This is a genomic window from Escherichia sp. TW14182, assembly GCF_000208525.1.
In the GTDB taxonomy this organism is placed as follows: Bacteria; Pseudomonadota; Gammaproteobacteria; order Enterobacterales; family Enterobacteriaceae; genus Escherichia; species Escherichia ruysiae.
Genome location: NZ_AEJZ01000248.1, coordinates 1 through 18,166 on the forward strand (window position 1 = coordinate 1; position 18,166 = coordinate 18,166).

At 50.6% G+C, this 18,166-nt stretch carries 15 protein-coding genes and 1 pseudogene; all 16 read right to left on the reverse strand.

Translation table 11 applies throughout. The features are described 5' to 3' along the window. Window positions 1-194 precede the first annotated feature (194 nt). Complete coding sequence (gene cpoB / locus EQY_RS0118430; RefSeq protein WP_000097580.1) at window positions 195-986, reverse strand: cell division protein CpoB; 792 nt, start codon at window positions 984-986, stop codon at window positions 195-197. Between the two features lie 9 nt (window positions 987-995). Further along, window positions 996-1,517, reverse strand: coding sequence for a peptidoglycan-associated lipoprotein Pal (pal, locus tag EQY_RS0118435; RefSeq protein WP_001295306.1), 522 nt, complete (start codon window positions 1,515-1,517; stop codon window positions 996-998). 34 nt (window positions 1,518-1,551) lie between these two features. Next, window positions 1,552-2,844 (reverse strand): Tol-Pal system beta propeller repeat protein TolB, encoded by a 1,293-nt coding sequence (tolB, locus tag EQY_RS0118440; protein WP_010352214.1) that lies wholly within the window; start codon window positions 2,842-2,844, stop codon window positions 1,552-1,554. Window positions 2,845-2,976: 132 nt separating this feature from the next. Continuing rightward, the gene (tolA, locus tag EQY_RS0118445; protein ID WP_000030705.1) at window positions 2,977-4,254 is read right to left on the reverse strand and encodes a cell envelope integrity protein TolA; all 1,278 of its coding nucleotides are present in this window, start codon (window positions 4,252-4,254) and stop codon (window positions 2,977-2,979) included. A gap of 64 nt (window positions 4,255-4,318) precedes the next feature. Beyond that, on the reverse strand, window positions 4,319-4,747 hold the full coding sequence (gene tolR / locus EQY_RS0118450) for a colicin uptake protein TolR (RefSeq protein WP_000090099.1): 429 nt from the start codon (window positions 4,745-4,747) through the stop codon (window positions 4,319-4,321). Between the two features lie 3 nt (window positions 4,748-4,750). After that, complete coding sequence (tolQ, locus tag EQY_RS0118455) at window positions 4,751-5,443, reverse strand: Tol-Pal system protein TolQ (protein ID WP_000131314.1); 693 nt, start codon at window positions 5,441-5,443, stop codon at window positions 4,751-4,753. Next, entirely contained in the window at window positions 5,440-5,844 is a 405-nt protein-coding gene (gene ybgC / locus EQY_RS0118460; protein WP_001098372.1) for a tol-pal system-associated acyl-CoA thioesterase, read from the reverse strand. The genes tolQ and ybgC overlap by 4 nt, the downstream gene beginning before the upstream one ends. A gap of 149 nt (window positions 5,845-5,993) precedes the next feature. Beyond that, a complete protein-coding gene (ybgE, locus tag EQY_RS0118465) occupies window positions 5,994-6,287 on the reverse strand; it encodes a cyd operon protein YbgE (RefSeq protein ID WP_000034602.1) in 294 nt (97 codons plus the stop codon). Continuing rightward, window positions 6,287-6,400: a cytochrome bd-I oxidase subunit CydX gene (gene cydX, locus EQY_RS0118470; protein WP_000270283.1), complete on the reverse strand. Its 114-nt coding sequence runs from the start codon at window positions 6,398-6,400 to the stop codon at window positions 6,287-6,289. Before cydX ends, ybgE begins: the two co-directional genes overlap by 1 nt. Window positions 6,401-6,414: 14 nt before the next feature. After that, complete coding sequence (gene cydB, locus EQY_RS0118475; protein WP_000568271.1) at window positions 6,415-7,554, reverse strand: cytochrome d ubiquinol oxidase subunit II; 1,140 nt, start codon at window positions 7,552-7,554, stop codon at window positions 6,415-6,417. Between the two features lie 15 nt (window positions 7,555-7,569). Further along, a complete protein-coding gene (gene cydA, locus EQY_RS0118480) occupies window positions 7,570-9,138 on the reverse strand; it encodes a cytochrome ubiquinol oxidase subunit I (RefSeq protein ID WP_010345240.1) in 1,569 nt (522 codons plus the stop codon). Window positions 9,139-10,600: 1,462 nt separating this feature from the next. Continuing rightward, window positions 10,601-11,301, reverse strand: a pseudogene (locus EQY_RS0118485) (tetratricopeptide repeat protein). A 246-nt stretch (window positions 11,302-11,547) separates the two neighbouring features. Continuing rightward, window positions 11,548-12,417 carry a succinate--CoA ligase subunit alpha gene (sucD, locus tag EQY_RS0118490; protein WP_000025458.1) on the reverse strand — a complete coding sequence of 290 codons (870 nt, stop codon included), beginning with the start codon at window positions 12,415-12,417 and terminating at the stop codon, window positions 11,548-11,550. After that, window positions 12,417-13,583 (reverse strand): ADP-forming succinate--CoA ligase subunit beta, encoded by a 1,167-nt coding sequence (gene sucC / locus EQY_RS0118495; protein WP_001048608.1) that lies wholly within the window; start codon window positions 13,581-13,583, stop codon window positions 12,417-12,419. The genes sucD and sucC overlap by 1 nt, the downstream gene beginning before the upstream one ends. A gap of 181 nt (window positions 13,584-13,764) precedes the next feature. Then, window positions 13,765-14,982 (reverse strand): 2-oxoglutarate dehydrogenase complex dihydrolipoyllysine-residue succinyltransferase, encoded by a 1,218-nt coding sequence (odhB, locus tag EQY_RS0118500; protein WP_000099837.1) that lies wholly within the window; start codon window positions 14,980-14,982, stop codon window positions 13,765-13,767. A 14-nt stretch (window positions 14,983-14,996) separates the two neighbouring features. Next, a complete protein-coding gene (gene sucA / locus EQY_RS0118505) occupies window positions 14,997-17,798 on the reverse strand; it encodes a 2-oxoglutarate dehydrogenase E1 component (protein ID WP_001181468.1) in 2,802 nt (933 codons plus the stop codon). Window positions 17,799-18,166: the final 368 nt, after the last annotated feature.

The window sequence follows — 18,166 nt, forward strand, 5'->3', positions numbered from 1 at the left end:
CAACTGCTCTACCAACTGAGCTAACGACCCACTTTTGCGTTGCTTTCGAGTTGTTTGATATCCCGTGGCAACGGCGGCATATATTACTGATTTCAGATTTGAGCGCAACAAAAATTTCGATGTAGATCACTCAACTGCTTATGATTCGCACGACACGACCAGAAATAATGCGACTTCTGGTCGTGTGTTATGCATTACATCGCGTTCAGACGTTTTTGCGCCTGTTTTGCGCCATCAGTCCCAGGGTATTTACTGATAACCTGCTGGTACACGGCTTTCGCTTTCGCGGTGTCACCTTTGTCCTGCATGATGACGCCAACTTTAAACATCGCATCCGCAGCCTTCGGCGACTTCGGATAGTTTTTCACCACCGAAGCAAAATAGTAGGCCGCATCATCTTTCTTACCCTTGTTGTAGTTTAACTGACCCAGCCAATAATTGGCGTTTGGCAGGTAAGTTGAATCAGGGTAATTTTTGATGAAATTCTGAAATGCCACCATTGCGTCATCCTGGCGGGATTTATCCTGCACCAGCGCAATAGCTGCATTGTAATCCGTGTTTGCATCGCCGCTTTTCACCGGCGCGCCAGCATTCGCAGTACCAGCATCAGCTGTCGGCGTCGTTGATGCCGCCGCACCGCTTTGATCGCTGCTGGTTGATTGCGCCGCTGCACCACCGCTGCTGAGGCTGTCGATCTGCAACAGGATCTGCTTTTGCCGCTCCACGACCTGATTCAGTTGATACTGATTTTCCTGAATCTGACCACGCAGGGAATCAATATCGGATTGATTATCAGAGAGTTGTTGCTGGAGTTGGGTTAAAAGCTGGCTGTGAGCATTAGAAATACGCTCAAGTTGAGTGACGCGGTCTTCGACCGAGCCCGAGCCGACACTACTGATTGGTGCCTGAGCAAAAGCGGCCCAGGGGGCCGCTATACCAACCAGTAACGACAGACTCAATAGTTGATGTCTGAAGTTACTGCTCATGCAATTCTCTTAGTAAACCAGTACCGCACGACGGTTTTTGGAGTATGCCGCTTCGTCATGACCCAGTACTGCAGGTTTTTCTTTACCGTAAGAAACGATGGAGATCTGGTCTGCAGAAACGCCTTTACCCTGCAGGTACATCTTAACGGCGTTCGCACGACGTTCACCCAGGGAGATGTTGTATTCCGGAGTACCACGTTCGTCCGCGTGACCTTCTACGGTGACTTTGTAAGACGGGTTGCTACGCAGGAAGTTTGCGTGTGCATCCAGCATTTGAGCGAAATCAGAACGGATATCGTACTTGTCCAGATCGAAGTAAACGATGTTGTTCTGCTGCAGCTGTTGCATTTGCAGACGAGCCTGCTCTTCGGAAGACATATTGCCGTTGCCGCCGTTAGCATCCATACCAGTGCCGGCACCCAACATGCCTTCGCTGCCGTCATTGCTGGCGTTCTTATTGGAAGAACATGCCGCAATTGCCATAACAGGCAGAGCGATCATCAGCCCTTTCAGCACTTTGTTCAGTTGCATTTCAATGATTCCTTTACTATTCAATTAATTATTATCACAGATACGGCGACCAGGCAGGGAATTTGACCTGTCCATCAGTTGCCGGAAGACGCGCTTTGAAACGCCCATCTGTAGAAACCAAATTCAGCACGGATCCCATCCCCTGAGAAGAGCTGTAGATTACCATAGTGCCGTTAGGTGCCAGACTTGGCGTTTCATCCAGGAACGTTGACGACAGAACTTGTACGCCTCCCGTTACCAGATCTTGTTTGGCAATGTGCTGCTGTCCACCATTGGAGCTGACCATTACCATAAATTTACCGTCGCTGCTGACATCCGCATCCTGGTTCTGCGAACCTTCCCAGGTAATACGTTGTGGCGCACCGCCGTTAATATTCACTTTATAAACCTGCGGACGACCGGCCTGGTCAGAAGTGAAGGCCAGGTTCTGGCTGTCCGGGAACCAGGTCGGTTCGGTGTTGTTGCTGCGACCATCAGTCACCTGACGAATCTGACCAGAAGCCAAATCCATTACGTACAGGTTCAGGCTACCGGTTTTCGACAGAGCGAATGCCAGTTTGCTGCCGTCTGGCGAGAATGCAGGCGCACCATTGTGACGAGGGAATGAGGCTACCTGACGTACAGCGCCATTTGCCAGCGTCTGGATGACCAGCGCGGAACGACCGCTTTCGAAGGTGACATATGCCAGTTTAGAGCCATCCGGTGACCACGCCGGAGACATCAGCGGCTGCGGTGAGCGATGAACCACAAACTGGTTGTAACCGTCATAGTCAGATACGCGCAGTTCATACGGGAACTGACCGCCATTGGTCTGAACAACGTAGGCAATACGGGTACGGAACGCACCTTTAATGCCGGTCAGTTTTTCAAACACTTCGTCACTGGCGGTATGACCAGCATAACGCAGCCATTGCTTGTTAACTTTATATGAGTTCTGAGCAAGTACAGTACCCGGCGCACCGCCGGTATCAACCAGCTGATAAGCAACATTGTAAGAGCCGTCAGGATTCGGAGTGACCTGACCTACAACGACAGCATCAATGCCCAATGCAGACCATGCAGCAGGTTGAACTTCTTGCGCACTACCCGGCTGCTGTGGCAGACGAGCGCGATCTAACGGATTAAACTTACCGCTGTTACGCAAGTCAGCAGCAACGATGCCACCAATATCTTCGGGTGCCGCGCCAGGACCTGCCCACTGGAAAGGAACTACACCAATAGGACGACCGGAATCTACACCGCTGTCGATCACAATGCGGACTTCAGCGTGCAGAACTGATGCCCACAGTATGAGAAAACCAAATGCTACTCGTAATGCCTGCTTCATCATATCTCCCTTATCTGGACAGATAGCCCACGATAATTTAGCAGAATGTTAACAAACTCAAATACACAAAACTACCAGAACCCAGCGACAACCGATGTTTGATGTTAACCGCCGTGACGGTCAACATCGCGATTACGGCTTGAAGTCCAATGGTGCGTTTTTGAACACTTCATATACTGCCTGGCTTGGTGGTTTCGGGATCTTCGCAAGTTTAGCTGCTGCCAACGCAGCCTGACAAAGTGCGGGATCGCCACCTTCAGGTTTGATATCCAGTAACATACCATCTGGCGCCAGTTTTATGCGCAGCGTACAGGTTTTGCCTGCATAGGACGATGCGTCATAGAACTTACTTTCGATAGCAGATTTAATCTGCCCGGCATAGTTATTGATATCTGCGCCTGATGCGCCATTGTTTTTAGTATTACCACTCCCGGCAGGCGAAGCATTGTTCCCTTTCGCCCCACCACCGGTTTTCGGTGCATTCTTACCAGAGCTTAGCTCACCGAAAATATCATCTGCCTCTGCGGCAGCTTTTGCTGCAGCGGCTTTTTCAGCGGCTGCTTTTGCCGCTGCCGCTTTTTTGTCTGCGGCGGCTTTTTCTGCAGCTGCTTTCTTATCAGCAGCAGCCTTTTCAGCAGCCGCTTTTTCTGCTGCTTTTTTCTCTGCTGCGGCTTTCTCTGCTGCCGCTTTCTTATCAGCAGCAGCTTTTTCTGCCGCTGCTTTCTTCTCAGCTTCGGCCTTCGCTTTTTCAGCAGCTTCGGCAGCCGCTTTTTTTCTCGCTTCTGCTGCTGCGGCTTCTGCTGCTTCCGCCTTCTTCTTCAGCGCCGCAGCAGCTTTAGCGGCTTCAGCCTCGGCTTTTTTCTGTGCTTCAGCAGCGGCTTTGGCGGCTTCTGCTTCCGCTTTTTTCTTCGCGTCTGCAGCCGCTTTCTTCGCAGCTTCTGCGGCTGCTTTGGCATCCGCTTCGGCCTTCGCTTTGGCATCTGCTGCCGCTTTCGCTGCCGCCTCTTCCGCTTGCTTCTGCTTTAACTCGGCCTGTTTAGCGGCTTCTTCAGCCTGCTTTTTCTGTTCCTGAGCAGCTAACCGCTCTTTCTCAAGTTGCTTCAGGCGTTCCTGTTCAGCCGCTTGTTTCTCACGCAGTTCTTCAGCAGCCTGCTGTTCCTTCATCTTGCGCTGCTCTTCGGAACGCTTCGCGCTTGATTCCTGGCTTTGCATACGTTTGTACTGCTCAACTACCGCACCTGAGTCAACCATTACCGCGTCGATGGACGAACCACCGCCGCCTCCGGCTGAAGCTTCTATATTCTCATCGAACGAACTCCAGATCAGCGCCGCAAATAAGATGACATGCAGCACTGCTGAAATAATTATCGCCCGCTTGAGCTTGTCGTTTTGTTCGGTTGCCTTTGACACTCTCGGTTCCCAAAAACTGTTCGCCTGTTACCCGCTCTCTTTCAAGCAAGGGAAACGCAGATGCTTAGATAGGCTGCGTCATTAAACCAACCGATTTCACACCCGCACTATGTAACAAGTTCAGTGCTTTAATTATTTCATCGTAAGGCACATTTTTTGCGCCACCGATCAGAAAGACCGTTTTCGGATTAGCCTTGAAACGGCTGGACACTTCCGCCACCACCTGCTCTGGGGGTAAACGCTCCAGACGATCTTTCTCAACCACCACGGTGTACTGACCAATACCAGACACTTCAACAATCACTGGCGGGTTATCGTTACTGCTCACCGCCTGCGATTCAGTAGCGTCTGGCAGATCGACCTCCACGCTCTGGGTAATGATGGGCGCTGTCGCCATAAAGATCAGCAACAGCACCAGCAGTACGTCCAGCAACGGAACAATGTTGATTTCGGACTTGAGATCGCGACGACCTCGTCCACGCGCTCTGGCCATGGCTTACCCCTTGTTGCTCTCACTAACGGTAAACGCCTGGCGGTGCAGAATCGCGGTAAACTCTTCCATAAAGTTGTCGTAATTCAGTTCCAGTTTGTTTACGCGCTGGTTGAGGCGGTTATAAGCCATTACCGCTGGAATTGCGGCGAACAGACCAATTGCCGTCGCAATCAACGCTTCTGCGATACCGGGCGCAACCATTTGCAGCGTTGCCTGCTTCACTGCGCCAAGAGCGATAAAGGCATGCATGATCCCCCAGACTGTACCAAACAGACCAATATATGGGCTGATGGAACCTACCGTACCGAGGAATGGAATGTGCGTTTCCAGATTTTCCAGTTCACGGTTCATCGAGATACGCATCGCTCGTGAGGCCCCTTCTACTACGGCTTCCGGCGCATGGCTATTGGCACGATGCAGGCGCACAAATTCTTTGAACCCGCTGTAAAAGATTTGTTCCGAACCAGTGAGATTATCCCGTTTTCCCTGGCTCTCCTGATAGAGGCGAGAAAGTTCGATTCCAGACCAGAATTTATCTTCAAACGCTTCGGCTTCACGCGCCGCAGCGTTCAGAATACGGGTCCGCTGGATAATAATGGCCCAGGATGCGATTGAAAAACCAATCAAAATCAGCATGATAAGTTTAACCAGAAGGCTAGCCTTCAGGAACAAATCAAGGATATTCATGTCAGTCACTGCTTAAACTCCGCGACAATAGACTTAGGAAGCGCACGAGGCTTCATTTTGAGTGGGTCAACGCAAACAATCAGAACCTCGGCTTCATTCAGCAGAGTATTCTCAGCGTTGACAATACGTTGCGTGAAAACCAAAGAGGTGCCACGCATTGATGTTATTTCAGTCTGTATTTCGAGCATATCGTCGAGCCGTGCAGGTGCGTAATATTCCACCGTCATTTTACGTACCACGAAGGCAACACGCTCAGCCATCAGCGCCTGTTGACTGAAGTGATGGTGACGCAGCATCTCTGTGCGTGCTCTTTCATAAAAAGCGATGTAACTGGCGTGGTACACCACACCACCGGCATCGGTATCTTCATAGTAGACGCGAACCGGCCATCGAAACAGCGTTGTATTCACTTTACATCCCGGTAATGCAACAAAAGTTAGAACTTTTAAACGCTGCTACTATACGCGTGCGATTGAGGTTTGGGAATGAGGGCAAGTTAAGGGAGCGTAAAAATTTATGGACTGTTGAAGGTCCATAAATTTTTAAAGAGAATTCTGATTTAAAAGAAGAAGAAAATCAGCCCGACAATGAGAACAATATCGGCAAGCAGTGGGCAAAAAATCCCTTGCCAAAGAACCTTCTGCGGACGAAAACCCACGCCGTGAATCACGCCAGCACAGACGGCCCACATCAGCAATAAACCATGCCAGATTTCCAGTTCACTGGTCTTCGCGGCGAAACGTGATGGATCCCAAAACATACATCCTGCTAACAGAAGCGCCATCACGAAGGAAAGCGCCCGCAGAGGGCGCTTGTCCATTACCGCATACAAGGTTGCGATAATCTTGCTCATTAGCTGTCTTCTTGACCGGCTTTACCTGATTCGACGTGCTCAAGCGCCAGCGCGGTGATTACCCCAAATGAACAGGCAAGAAGCGTTCCCAGAATCCATGCGAAATACCACATTATTAGCTCCTTACTTAGTACAGAGAGTGGGTGTTACGTTCAATATCTTCTTTGGTGATACGTCCGAACATTTTCCAGTAACACCAGATGGTGTAGAGAAGAATGATCGGAACCAGAACCACCGCAACCCAGGTCATGACGTTAAGCGTCAGCTGGCTGGAAGTTGCATCCCACATTGTCAGACTTGCGTTCATCATGGTGCTGGACGGCATCACAAACGGGAACATTGCGATACCGGCAGTCAGGATAATGCAGGCCAGCGTCAGGGAGGAGAACACAAACGCCCATGCGGCTTTATCCATACGTGCAGTCAGGATGGTCAGCAGCGGCAGAACCACACCCAGTGCCGGAATAGCCCACAGAATTGGCGTGTTGTTGAAGTTAACCAGCCATGCGCCAGCTTCACGAACCACTTCTTTATTCAGCGGGTTAGAGGCTGCGTAATGGTCCATTGTCGATTTCACGACATAACCATCGATACCGTACATCACCCATACGCCAGCCAGTGCGAAGCAGACCAGTGTCACCAGCGCCGCCACCTGAGCTGTTGCACGGGTACGCAGGTGCAGTTCGCCCACGGTACGCATCTGCAGATAGGTCGCGCCCTGAGTAATGATCATCCCTACGCTCACCACACCTGCCAGCAGGCCGAACGGGTTAAGCAACTGGAAGAAGTTACCGGTGTAATACAGACGCAGATACTCATCCACGTTGAACGGTACGCCCTGCAACAGGTTACCGAATGCCACGCCAATCACCAGCGGTGGAACGAAGCTACCTACGAAGATGCCCCAATCCCACATGTTGCGCCAACGGGTGTCTTCAATCTTGGAACGGTAATCAAAACCGACCGGACGGAAGAACAAAGACGCCAGCACGAGGATCATCGCGACATAGAAGCCGGAGAACGCAGCGGCATAGACCATCGGCCAGGCAGCGAACAGCGCGCCGCCTGCGGTGATCAGCCATACCTGGTTACCGTCCCAGTGTGGCGCGATAGAGTTAATCATAATTCGACGCTCGGTGTCGTTACGACCGAGGAAACGGGTGAGCATCCCCACCCCCATGTCGAAACCGTCAGTGACTGCAAAACCAATCAGCAGAACGCCAACCAGCAGCCACCAGATAAAACGCAATACTTCATAATCGATCATTTGACGACTCCTGTCTTAGCGTGCCGGCTGAGTAGTCGTTGAAGACTGCTCAAAGTGATAGCGACCGGTTTTCAGGCTGCTTGGGCCAAGGCGTGCAAATTTGAACATTAAGAACAATTCTGCCACCAGGAACAGGGTATACAGGCCGCAAATCAGCACCATCGAGAAGATGAGATCGCCTGCAGTCAGCGACGAGTTCGCTACTGCGGTAGGCAACACTTCACCGATAGCCCACGGTTGGCGACCATATTCAGCAACGAACCAGCCCGCCTCTACAGCAATCCACGGCAGCGGAATACCGTACAGCGCAGCGCGCAGCAGCCATTTTTTCTCGCCAATGCGGTTGCGGATGACACTCCAGAAGGAGAGCGCAATAATTGCCAGCAGCAGGAAACCACACGCCACCATGATGCGGAACGCGAAGTACAGCGGCGCTACACGTGGAATGGAGTCTTTGGTTGCCTGTTGAATCTGCGCTTCAGTCGCATCTGCCACGTTTGGCGTATAGCGTTTCAGCAGCAGACCGTAACCGAGGTCTTTCTTCATGCTATTGAACTGGTCACGTACAGCCTGATCGGTGGAACCAGAACGCAGTTGTTCGAGCAGAGAGTACGCTTTCATCCCGTTACGAATGCGTTCTTCGTGCTGCACCATCAGTTCTTTCAGGCCGATAACCGGTGTATCCACGGAACGCGTTGCGATAATACCCAGCGCGTAAGGGATCTGGATCGCAAATTTGTTCGTCTGCTCTTCCTGATCAGGAATACCAAACAGAGTAAAGGCGGCAGGCGCAGGTTGAGTTTCCCACTCGGCTTCAATAGCAGCCAGTTTGGTTTTCTGCACATCGCCCATTTCGTAACCAGATTCATCACCCAGAACAATAACAGACAAGACGGCAGCCATACCGAAGCTGGCAGCGATAGCAAAGGAGCGTTTTGCGAAGGCGAAGTCACGACCTTTCAGCATATACCATGCGCTGATTCCGAGGATGAACATCGCGCCAGTCACATAACCAGACGCTACAGTGTGAACGAATTTCACCTGAGCAACCGGGTTAAGCACCAGCTCGGAGAAGCTCACCATCTCCATACGCATAGTTTCGAAATTGAAATCGGACGCGATTGGGTTTTGCATCCAGCCGTTCGCAACCAGAATCCACAGTGCGGACAGGTTTGAACCGAGCGCCACCAGCCAGGTGACACACATATGCTGAACTTTACCCAGACGATCCCAACCGAAGAAGAACAGACCTACAAAGGTGGATTCGAGGAAGAAGGCCATCAGACCTTCGATTGCCAGTGGCGCACCGAAGATATCCCCTACATAGTGGGAATAGTAAGACCAGTTAGTCCCGAACTGGAACTCCATGGTCAGACCGGTTGCCACACCCAGAGCAAAGTTGATACCAAACAACTTGCCCCAGAACTTGGTCATATCTTTATAAATCTGTTTGCCGGAAAGGACGTAAACCGTTTCCATGATGGCCAGCAGGAACGCCATACCGAGCGTCAGCGGCACAAAAAGGAAGTGGTACATCGCGGTCAAGGCAAACTGTAAGCGCGACAGTTCGACTATATCTAACATCATGACTCCTTGCTCATCGCATGAAGACTCCGAGAGTGAACCCCGTTAGAAAGGGTCACACGCATGCCCCAATACAAAATTATTTGCTCGCCCCTACCGTTGCCATTTCATCAAAAGAGGAAAGACAATGATAAAAAAGTTACAAATATGTTAATGAATAAACCAAATTGATCCCGTAATTATATTACGCCGCAAAATCCTTACAATAAACAGGTTTTTATTGAGCAAAATTGCATTTTTCGACAGTGATCAATTTATAGCGAAATTGTCACCATCTCACCAATTTGATCTACGACAATTTATCTCGTTTTGCAGATTTTTTTCAAGAATTAAAAATTGATTTATATCAAAATCAATCAGATATGTTAATTATGTGTAAATCATGAGCCACTAGTAATTTTATTGTTAATTTATTGTAACCAAATAACACAGTAAAATTACCGGCATGGAAATATATAGATAAAAAACCAGTATTTTATTTAACAGAGCCGCCTTATCGACTTTTTGTAATCCTAATTGATTAGAGTAGCCAATTTGTTGCTATTTCACATAACAAATTTTTATCAAAGTTAATTGATTGTTGTCTTTATGAGCAGCATACTGTAAATCCGTCACTTATTGTTTTTCTGGCAATAATCACGAAAAGAAATAGATGTCTTCGGCATAGTCAGATAGAACAAGAATTTTCAAAAGAAATTATATATGGTATTGATATTTCCCGATCGGTATTCAATGATTCGCTCAACGATTGAAAATCAAGAGAAATTGTTATAGCAGTGATACGAAACAACCAAACGGAATTATAACCAGGCGTTAGAAAACACCGGATACTCTCGGATACACGCTACCTTGTATAAAAAATATTAACTCTCTGCCTTACAAAGGATTCCCCATGAAGAAAGCAACACATGTGATTGGCGTTGATGCGATTGTACTCTCCTCTATCTATGGATATAGCGATATCGACTCATCAAGCATGAACTGAGTGATATTCAGCTCCATATGAGCAGCAGCGATTTCGCCGTTGGAATCAAGGTTGTTCTGCAACATCTAATAGATTGCTTTATTTTACCTGTTTTAGCAGTGTAATATTCTAAAATTAACTATTTGAAGATGATGATGTTGTAAGATGTCAGAAATTTAGTTATCTGGAGATACAGCTTTACGACTACTGAACCTTAAAGTAATAGTTGATAATTCAGTAGTACATCGAGTGATATAACTAATTATATTAAAAAAGTTTTTTATACAATCGCATTGTAAAGAAGCACCAGCTACTTATAAAGCCCAAAAAAAAATATATATTAATTCATACTGAAATAATATTTTCGACCGTAGTTCACGTTTGAAATGATTAATGACCTGCGCCTCTCACGCAGGTCAAATCAGGAAACTGTGTAACCGGAAAATAAAATGTTCGTAAACAGTGGGCATCATCAGTTGCCCTCAAAATACAGCTGATTTACATTTTTGCTTTTACACGTGCGATAGCTTCTTCATAAGAGGGCTTATTTTTTTCCGCATACGACAGTTGATAATGCTGCAAGGCATCGGCGTTCTGACCTGCGATTTCATAAATTTTAGCAATGTTATAATAGGAGTTAGCGCGCGTTGTCGCCGCATTTGCTCCACTGGCTAACGAGATCGCTTTACGATTTGCCCAAATCGCTTCTGCTATGTTGCCATTTTTCTGATAAGCCAGACCCAGGTTACTAAATGCCTGTCCGTAATTGCCGTCTAATTCTGTTGCCTGTTGGAAGAGTTGAATGGCTTGCTCAAGTTGACCGGTTTTGTAAACAGCTTCACCTTCACGATTATATTTTCTTGCCAGTTGAGTATCGCCACTGTTTTGCATCGCAGGCGAAGCCGGAGTTGAAGTACCTGTCGCTGGCGTTATCACAGTGGCTAAATCACTGACGTCTAATGTGGTGTCGTTAAAAGATTGGAGTAACCGTCTTTTTTGACGATTAATAACGCATCTTGATCATCAGCAAATGAAGAACCCAGACTAACGCTGCCCGATGCATTTGTGGTGCCAGAAACGGATTGTGCGCCATTGCGTTGCAGCGTCACCGATGCCCCCTCAATGCGTTTATCTTTCACTGTCGCACTTAAAATATCGATCTTTACATCGGCCGCATAAACGTCCGCATTTATACCCATCAGGGTCAGAGCAACCGGCAGAATAATTGTCTTCATGTATAAATCCTTTTACTGAATGGAGAAGAGATATTTCGCCGGGCATTATTGCGCAAGGGATGGGAAAAAAAGCAGCGGGAAAGCTTTTCAGATTAGCGCCCGAATAAAAACAAAAAAGGCCATCATAAGATGGCCAACCATGTCGAAACCGACAGCCCTTCGCCATTCCTGTAGAGGGAAGCGGCGAGGGCTATTTCTTATTACAGATATTTATTTCAGAACAGTTTTCAGTGCTTCACCGATATCAGCCAGGCTGCGAACAGTTTTCACGCCTGCGGCTTCCAGAGCGGCGAATTTCTCATCCGCAGTCCCTTTACCACCGGCAATGATAGCGCCAGCATGACCCATACGTTTGCCTTTCGGCGCAGTCACACCGGCAATGTAACCAACAACTGGCTTGGTGACGTGCTCTTTGATGTACGCAGCCGCTTCTTCTTCGGCGCTACCGCCGATCTCACCGATCATCACGATCGCTTCAGTCTGCGGATCTTTTTCGAACATTTCGAGAATGTCGATAAAGTTAGAGCCAGGGATCGGATCGCCGCCGATACCGACACAGGTAGACTGACCGAAACCGTAATCCGTGGTCTGTTTAACCGCTTCATAGGTCAGTGTACCGGAACGGGAAACGATACCCACTTTACCCGGTTTGTGAATGTGACCCGGCTGAATACCGATTTTGCATTCACCCGGAGTGATTACGCCCGGGCAGTTCGGGCCAATCATACGAACGCCCGCTTCATCCAGTTTCACTTTCACAGTCAGCATATCCAGCGTCGGGATGCCTTCAGTGATGGTGATAATCAGTTTGATGCCTGCGTCGATGGCTTCCAGAATGGAGTCTTTGCAGAACGGCGCTGGTACATAGATAACAGAAGCGGTAGCGCCAGTGGCGGCAACGGCTTCACGCACGGTGTTGAATACCGGCAGGCCGAGGTGGGTAGTGCCGCCTTTACCTGGGGTTACGCCGCCAACCATTTTAGTGCCGTATGCAATGGCCTGTTCAGAGTGGAAAGTCCCCTGGCTACCGGTAAAGCCCTGGCAGATAACCTTAGTGTTTTTATCAATTAAAATGGACATTATTTCCCCTCCACTGCGGCAACAACCTGCTGAGCTGCATCCGTCAGACCTTTTGCTGCAATAATATTCAGGCCGCTGTCAGCCAGTTTCTTCGCGCCGAGTTCGGCGTTGTTACCTTCCAGACGTACCACAACCGGTACGTTAACACCCACTTCCGCTACCGCGCCGATGATACCGTCAGCGATCAGGTCGCAACGAACGATACCGCCGAAGATGTTAACCAGAACGGCTTTCACTTTGTCGTCAGAGAGGATGATTTTGAACGCTTCGGTTACGCGTTCTTTGGTTGCGCCGCCGCCAACGTCCAGGAAGTTAGCCGGTTCGCCGCCGTGCAGTTTAACGATGTCCATCGTACCCATCGCCAGACCTGCGCCGTTAACCATACAACCGATGTTACCGTCCAGCGCAACATAGTTCAGTTCCCACTGAGCAGCCTGCGCTTCACGCGGATCTTCCTGCGACTGGTCGCGCATTTCGCGCAGATCAGGCTGGCGGAACAGTGCGTTACCGTCAGCGCCCAGTTTGCCGTCGAGGCAGACAAGATCGCCCTGTTTGGTAATAACCAGCGGGTTGATTTCGATAAGCGCCAGGTCGCGCTCAAGGAAAATGGTCGCCAGACCCATGAAGATTTTGGTGAACTGCTGAACCAGTTTACCTTCCAGACCCAGTTTGAACGCCAGCTCGCGTCCCTGATACGGCATCGGGCCAGTCAGCGGATCAAGCGCAACTTTGTGGATCAGGTGCGGGGTTTCTTCCGCCACTTTTTCGATTTCCACGCCGCCTTCGGTGGAGGCCATAAAGACCACGCGACGGGAACTACGGTCAACAACAGCACCGAGATACAGCTCTTTAGCGATATCGGTCGCTGCTTCAACCAGAATCTGGTTAACCGGTTGGCCATTGGCGTCTGTTTGATACGTTACCAGACGTTTACCCAGCCAGTTTTCTGCAAAAGCACGGATATCTTCTTTGCTGTTTACAACTTTCACACCGCCCGCTTTACCACGGCCACCAGCGTGAACCTGACATTTCACTACCCACGGACCAGCACCGATTTTTGAAGCGGCTTCTTCTGCTTCGCGCGGAGTAGTACAGGCATAACCCACTGGCGCCGGTAAGCCATAGCGGGCAAAAAGTTGTTTTGCCTGGTATTCATGTAAGTTCATGTGTTCTGTCCATCCTTTAGTAATCGTTATCTTTTAAACCGTAGACCGAGTATGACGTATCGCTACCGGGCATTGTCGGTCACCCGTAGGCCTGATAAGACGCGTTAGCGTCGCATCAGGCTTCCATTGCCGAAGAGGGCGATCCCTTATCCGGTCTACAGTGCAGGTGAGGCTTAAACTACTACACGTCCAGCAGCAGACGCGTCGGATCTTCCAGCAACTCTTTGATGGTTACCAGGAAGCCTACGGATTCGCGACCATCGATCAGACGGTGATCGTAGGACAGCGCCAGGTACATCATCGGCAGGATCTCAACCTGACCATTCACGGCCATCGGACGATCTTTGATAGCGTGCATACCCAGAATTGCGCTCTGCGGCGGGTTGATGATAGGCGTAGACATCAGGGAACCGAACACACCACCGTTGGTGATGGTGAAGTTACCACCGGTCAGATCTTCAACCGTCAGCTTACCGTCACGGCCTTTAACAGCCAACTCTTTGATTTTCTTCTCGATATCTGCCATGCCGAGGGTATCGACATCACGCAGAACCGGCGTCACCAGACCGCGCGGTGTAGAAACCGCCATGCTGACGTCGAAATAGTTGTGGTAAACCACATCATCGCCATCGATAGACGCATTCACTTCCGGGTAACGTTTCAGGGCTTCAACCACCGCTTTCACGTAGAAAGACATAAAGCCCAGACGGATGCCGTGGCGTTTTTCAAACGCTTCACCGTACTGCTTACGCAGATCCATAATCGGCTTCATGTTGACTTCGTTGAACGTGGTCAGCATGGCGGTGGAGTTTTTCGCTTCCAGCAGACGCTCTGCCACACGCTTACGCAGGCGAGTCATTGGTACACGTTTTTCGCTACGTGCAGCCAGTGCCGGTTGCGCCGCCGGAGCAGCAACTGCCGGTGCAGACTCTTTCGCCGAGGCTTTCGCCAGATGTTTTTCCACATCTTCACGGGTCAGACGACCACCGACACCAGTGCCTTTAATCGCGCTGGCGTCGAGGTTGTGTTCAGCCAGCAGACGACGGATCGCCGGGCTTAACGCATCGTTGTTTTGCTCTTCCAGAGACGCCTGCTGGCGTTGCGCCGGAGTGGACGCTTTCTCTTCAGATTTGGCACTGGTTTCTTTACCGGCGCTGTTGCCTTCACGCAGGCGACCAAGGATCTGACGAGACGTTACGGTTGTACCTTCATCTTCCAGAACCGCATCCAGAATGCCGTCTGCTGATGCCGGTACTTCCAGTACCACTTTGTCAGTTTCGATTTCTACCAGCACTTCATCACGTACGACTGCGTCGCCGGGTTTTTTATGCCAGGTTGCGACGGTGGCATCGGCTACGGATTCAGGCAGGTCAGGGACCAGAATATCTACGCTACTCATTATGTATCCTTTATTTATTCGACGTTCAGCGCGTCATTAACCAGATCTTGTTGCTGTTTCTGGTGAACGGACATATACCCTACCGCCGGAGAGGCGGAGGCCGGGCGGCCTGCATAACGCAGAGAAGCCCCAAACGGAATCACTTCACGGAAATGATGCTGGCTGCAGTACCATGCGCCCTGGTTGAGCGGCTCTTCCTGGCACCAGACAAAATCCTTGACGTGAGCAAACTGCTGCAACACTTCCTGCATCGCTTTATGCGGGAACGGGTAGAGTTGCTCGATACGCACAATGGCGACATCGTGTTGATTATTCTTACGGCGTTGTTCCAACAGGTCGTAATAAACCTTACCAGAACACATCACTACGCGCTTCACGCCCTTCGGATCAAGCTCGTCGATTTCACCGATGGCTGGCAGGAAGGTGCCGTTCGCCAGTTCTTCGAGGCTGGAGACCGCCAGCGGATGGCGCAGCAGCGATTTCGGCGACATCACGACCAGCGGACGACGCATCCCGCGCAGCGCCTGACGACGCAGCATGTGGTAAACCTGTGCCGGAGTAGACGGTACGCACACCTGCATGTTTTGCTCAGCGCAAAGTTGCAGATAACGTTCCAGACGCGCGGAGGAGTGCTCCGGCCCCTGCCCTTCGTAACCGTGCGGCAGTAGCATCACCAGGCCACACATCCGACCCCATTTCTGCTCGCCAGAGGAGATGAACTGGTCGATAACCACCTGTGCACCGTTGGCGAAGTCACCGAACTGCGCTTCCCAGATGGTCAGAGTGCGTGGTTCTGCGGTGGCATAACCGTATTCAAACGCCAGCACTGCTTCTTCAGACAGTACGGAGTCCCAGACGCGGAACGCGCCCTGACCATTATGGATATGTTGCAGTGGCGTGTAAGTTGAACCGTTGGACTGGTTGTGGATCACCGCGTGGCGGTGGAAGAACGTACCGCGACCAGAGTCTTCACCCGACAGGCGAACCGGAATGCCTTCATCAACCAGTGTGGCGTAAGCGAGGTTTTCCGCGCCGCCCCAGTCGAACAGTTTTTCACCAGCCGCCATTGCCTGACGGTCGCCATAAATCTTGGCAACACGAGACTGCATTTCAATGGCTTCTGGCACCGTACTGATGCGTTTAGCCAACTCCTGCAGGCGCTTCATCTCAACTTTATTCGGGTACTCTTCGTCCCATTCGTGGTTGAGGTACGGCGACCAGGTGAAGGAGTGCATGTTCATCGGACGCCACTCTGCCACCACGCAATCACCCGCATCCAGCGCATCGCGGTACAGGTTAACCATTTCGGTGGCATCTTCCAGCGTTGCCACTTTTTCCTGCTCCAGCTTGTCAGCGTAGATTTTGCGCGGCGTTGGATGTTTTTTGATTTTCTGATACATCAGCGGCTGAGTTGCACTCGGCTCGTCGGCTTCGTTGTGGCCGTGACGGCGGTAGCACACCAGGTCGATGAAGACATCACGTTTAAAGGTGTTACGGAAATCGAGCGCCAGACGGGTCACAAAGGCAACGGCTTCCGGATCGTCCGCGTTAACGTGGAAAATCGGTGCCTGAACCATCTTGCCGATATCCGTACAGTACGGCGTAGAACGGGCATCCAGCGGGTTAGAGGTGGTGAAGCCAACCTGGTTGTTGATAACGATACGTACCGTACCGCCAACTTCATAGCCACGCGCTTTCGACATGTTCAGGGTTTCCTGAACCACGCCCTGCCCGGTCACTGCGGCGTCACCGTGGATGGTGATTGGCAGCACTTTGTTGCTGCTCGGCTCATCAAGTCTGTCCAGACGGGCACGAACAGAACCGATAACTACCGGGCTTACAATCTCAAGGTGAGACGGGTTAAACGCCAGCGCCAGGTGCACCAGGCCGCCATCGGTCTGGAAGTCAGACGAGAAGCCCATGTGGTATTTCACGTCACCCGTGCCGAGGTGTTCTTTATGTTTACCGGCAAACTCGTCGAATAAGTCTTGCGGTTTTTTACCCAGCACGTTCACCAGCACGTTCAGACGACCACGGTGCGCCATCCCAAGAACCACTTCACGGGTGCCGCTGTTGCCAGCATGGCGGATCATCTCTTTAAGCATCGGGATTAACGCGTCGCCGCCTTCCAGCGAGAAGCGTTTTGCGCCAGGGAATTTTGCGCCAAGGTAACGTTCAAGGCCTTCAGCGGCGGTCAGTTCGCTTAAGAAGCGTTTTTTCTCTTCGCTATTGAACGTCGCGCGACCAGACTCGATACGCTGTTGGATCCAGCGTTTTTCTTCGGTGCTGGTAATGTGCATATACTCGGCGCCAATCGGGCCGCAGTAGGTTTGCTTCAGGGCTTCCAGCAGCTCGCCGAGTTTCATGGTCTCTTTGCCGCTGGCAAATGAACCGACGTTGAAGGTCTCCTGAAAGTCTGCTTCGGTCAGATCGTGGAAAGACGGATCCAGATCGGCCACCTTATCTTGCTGCCACAGTCCCAGCGGATCGAGATTCGCATGTTGGTGACCACGGAAGCGGTATGCGTTAATGAGCTGCAGGACTTTAACCTGCTTCACATTGGTGTCAGGGTCGGAGATCGTTGAAGAGTAACGTGAAGCGTCTTTCGCCAGGCGGCGGAAATATTCACGCGTTTGAGAGTGGAATTGATCCGGTTTGACTCCCGTACCAGGTAACTGCTGGAACGTCGAACGCCAGTTAGCGTCAACCGAGTCAGGATCGGTTAAGAAGTCTTCATAGAGCTGTTCTATCCAGCTCTGGTTTGCGCCAGAGAGGTAAGAAGAGTCCAACCAGGCTTTCAAAGCGCTGTTCTGCATCGTGATCCCTTAAGCATCTTTTTTATGCTTACTTCGCCGTGGATACTACCACGCACAGTGATGTGCGTGCCGGGGTTCACTTGTTGCGGACTTGTCGTATTTTCTGCGTCCGCTAAGGAACCTTTAAAAACTGTCTTAGTGTCAGGGGCAGTTTTTAAAGATTTCCTGCATTTCTTTTGTAGACCGGATAAGGCATTCACGCCGCATCCGGCGCTGGTTGCCTGATGCGACGCTTGCGCGTCTTATCAGGCCTACGGTTCCTAACAAACCTGCTTAATTGTTAACGCAGGCTCGATTTTCCCCCTCGCCCTTCCAGGGCGAGGGTCGGGGTGAGGGTCATTGTCCGCACCGGCGCTGACCTTTTCCCC

Bases quoted from the DNA above. Each gene is read 5' to 3' on its own strand.
- cpoB (WP_000097580.1), bottom strand. From the start codon at position 986: ATGAGCAGTAACTTCAGACATCAACTATTGAGTCTGTCGTTACTGGTT.
- pal (WP_001295306.1), bottom strand. From the start codon at position 1,517: ATGCAACTGAACAAAGTGCTGAAAGGGCTGATGATCGCTCTGCCTGTT.
- tolB (WP_010352214.1), bottom strand. From the start codon at position 2,844: ATGAAGCAGGCATTACGAGTAGCATTTGGTTTTCTCATACTGTGGGCA.
- tolR (WP_000090099.1), bottom strand. From the start codon at position 4,747: ATGGCCAGAGCGCGTGGACGAGGTCGTCGCGATCTCAAGTCCGAAATC.
- ybgE (WP_000034602.1), bottom strand. From the start codon at position 6,287: ATGAGCAAGATTATCGCAACCTTGTATGCGGTAATGGACAAGCGCCCT.
- cydX (WP_000270283.1), bottom strand. From the start codon at position 6,400: ATGTGGTATTTCGCATGGATTCTGGGAACGCTTCTTGCCTGTTCATTT.
- cydB (WP_000568271.1), bottom strand. From the start codon at position 7,554: ATGATCGATTATGAAGTATTGCGTTTTATCTGGTGGCTGCTGGTTGGC.
- cydA (WP_010345240.1), bottom strand. From the start codon at position 9,138: ATGTTAGATATAGTCGAACTGTCGCGCTTACAGTTTGCCTTGACCGCG.
- sucD (WP_000025458.1), bottom strand. From the start codon at position 12,417: ATGTCCATTTTAATTGATAAAAACACTAAGGTTATCTGCCAGGGCTTT.
- sucC (WP_001048608.1), bottom strand. From the start codon at position 13,583: ATGAACTTACATGAATACCAGGCAAAACAACTTTTTGCCCGCTATGGC.
- odhB (WP_000099837.1), bottom strand. From the start codon at position 14,982: ATGAGTAGCGTAGATATTCTGGTCCCTGACCTGCCTGAATCCGTAGCC.
- sucA (WP_001181468.1), bottom strand. From the start codon at position 17,798: ATGCAGAACAGCGCTTTGAAAGCCTGGTTGGACTCTTCTTACCTCTCT.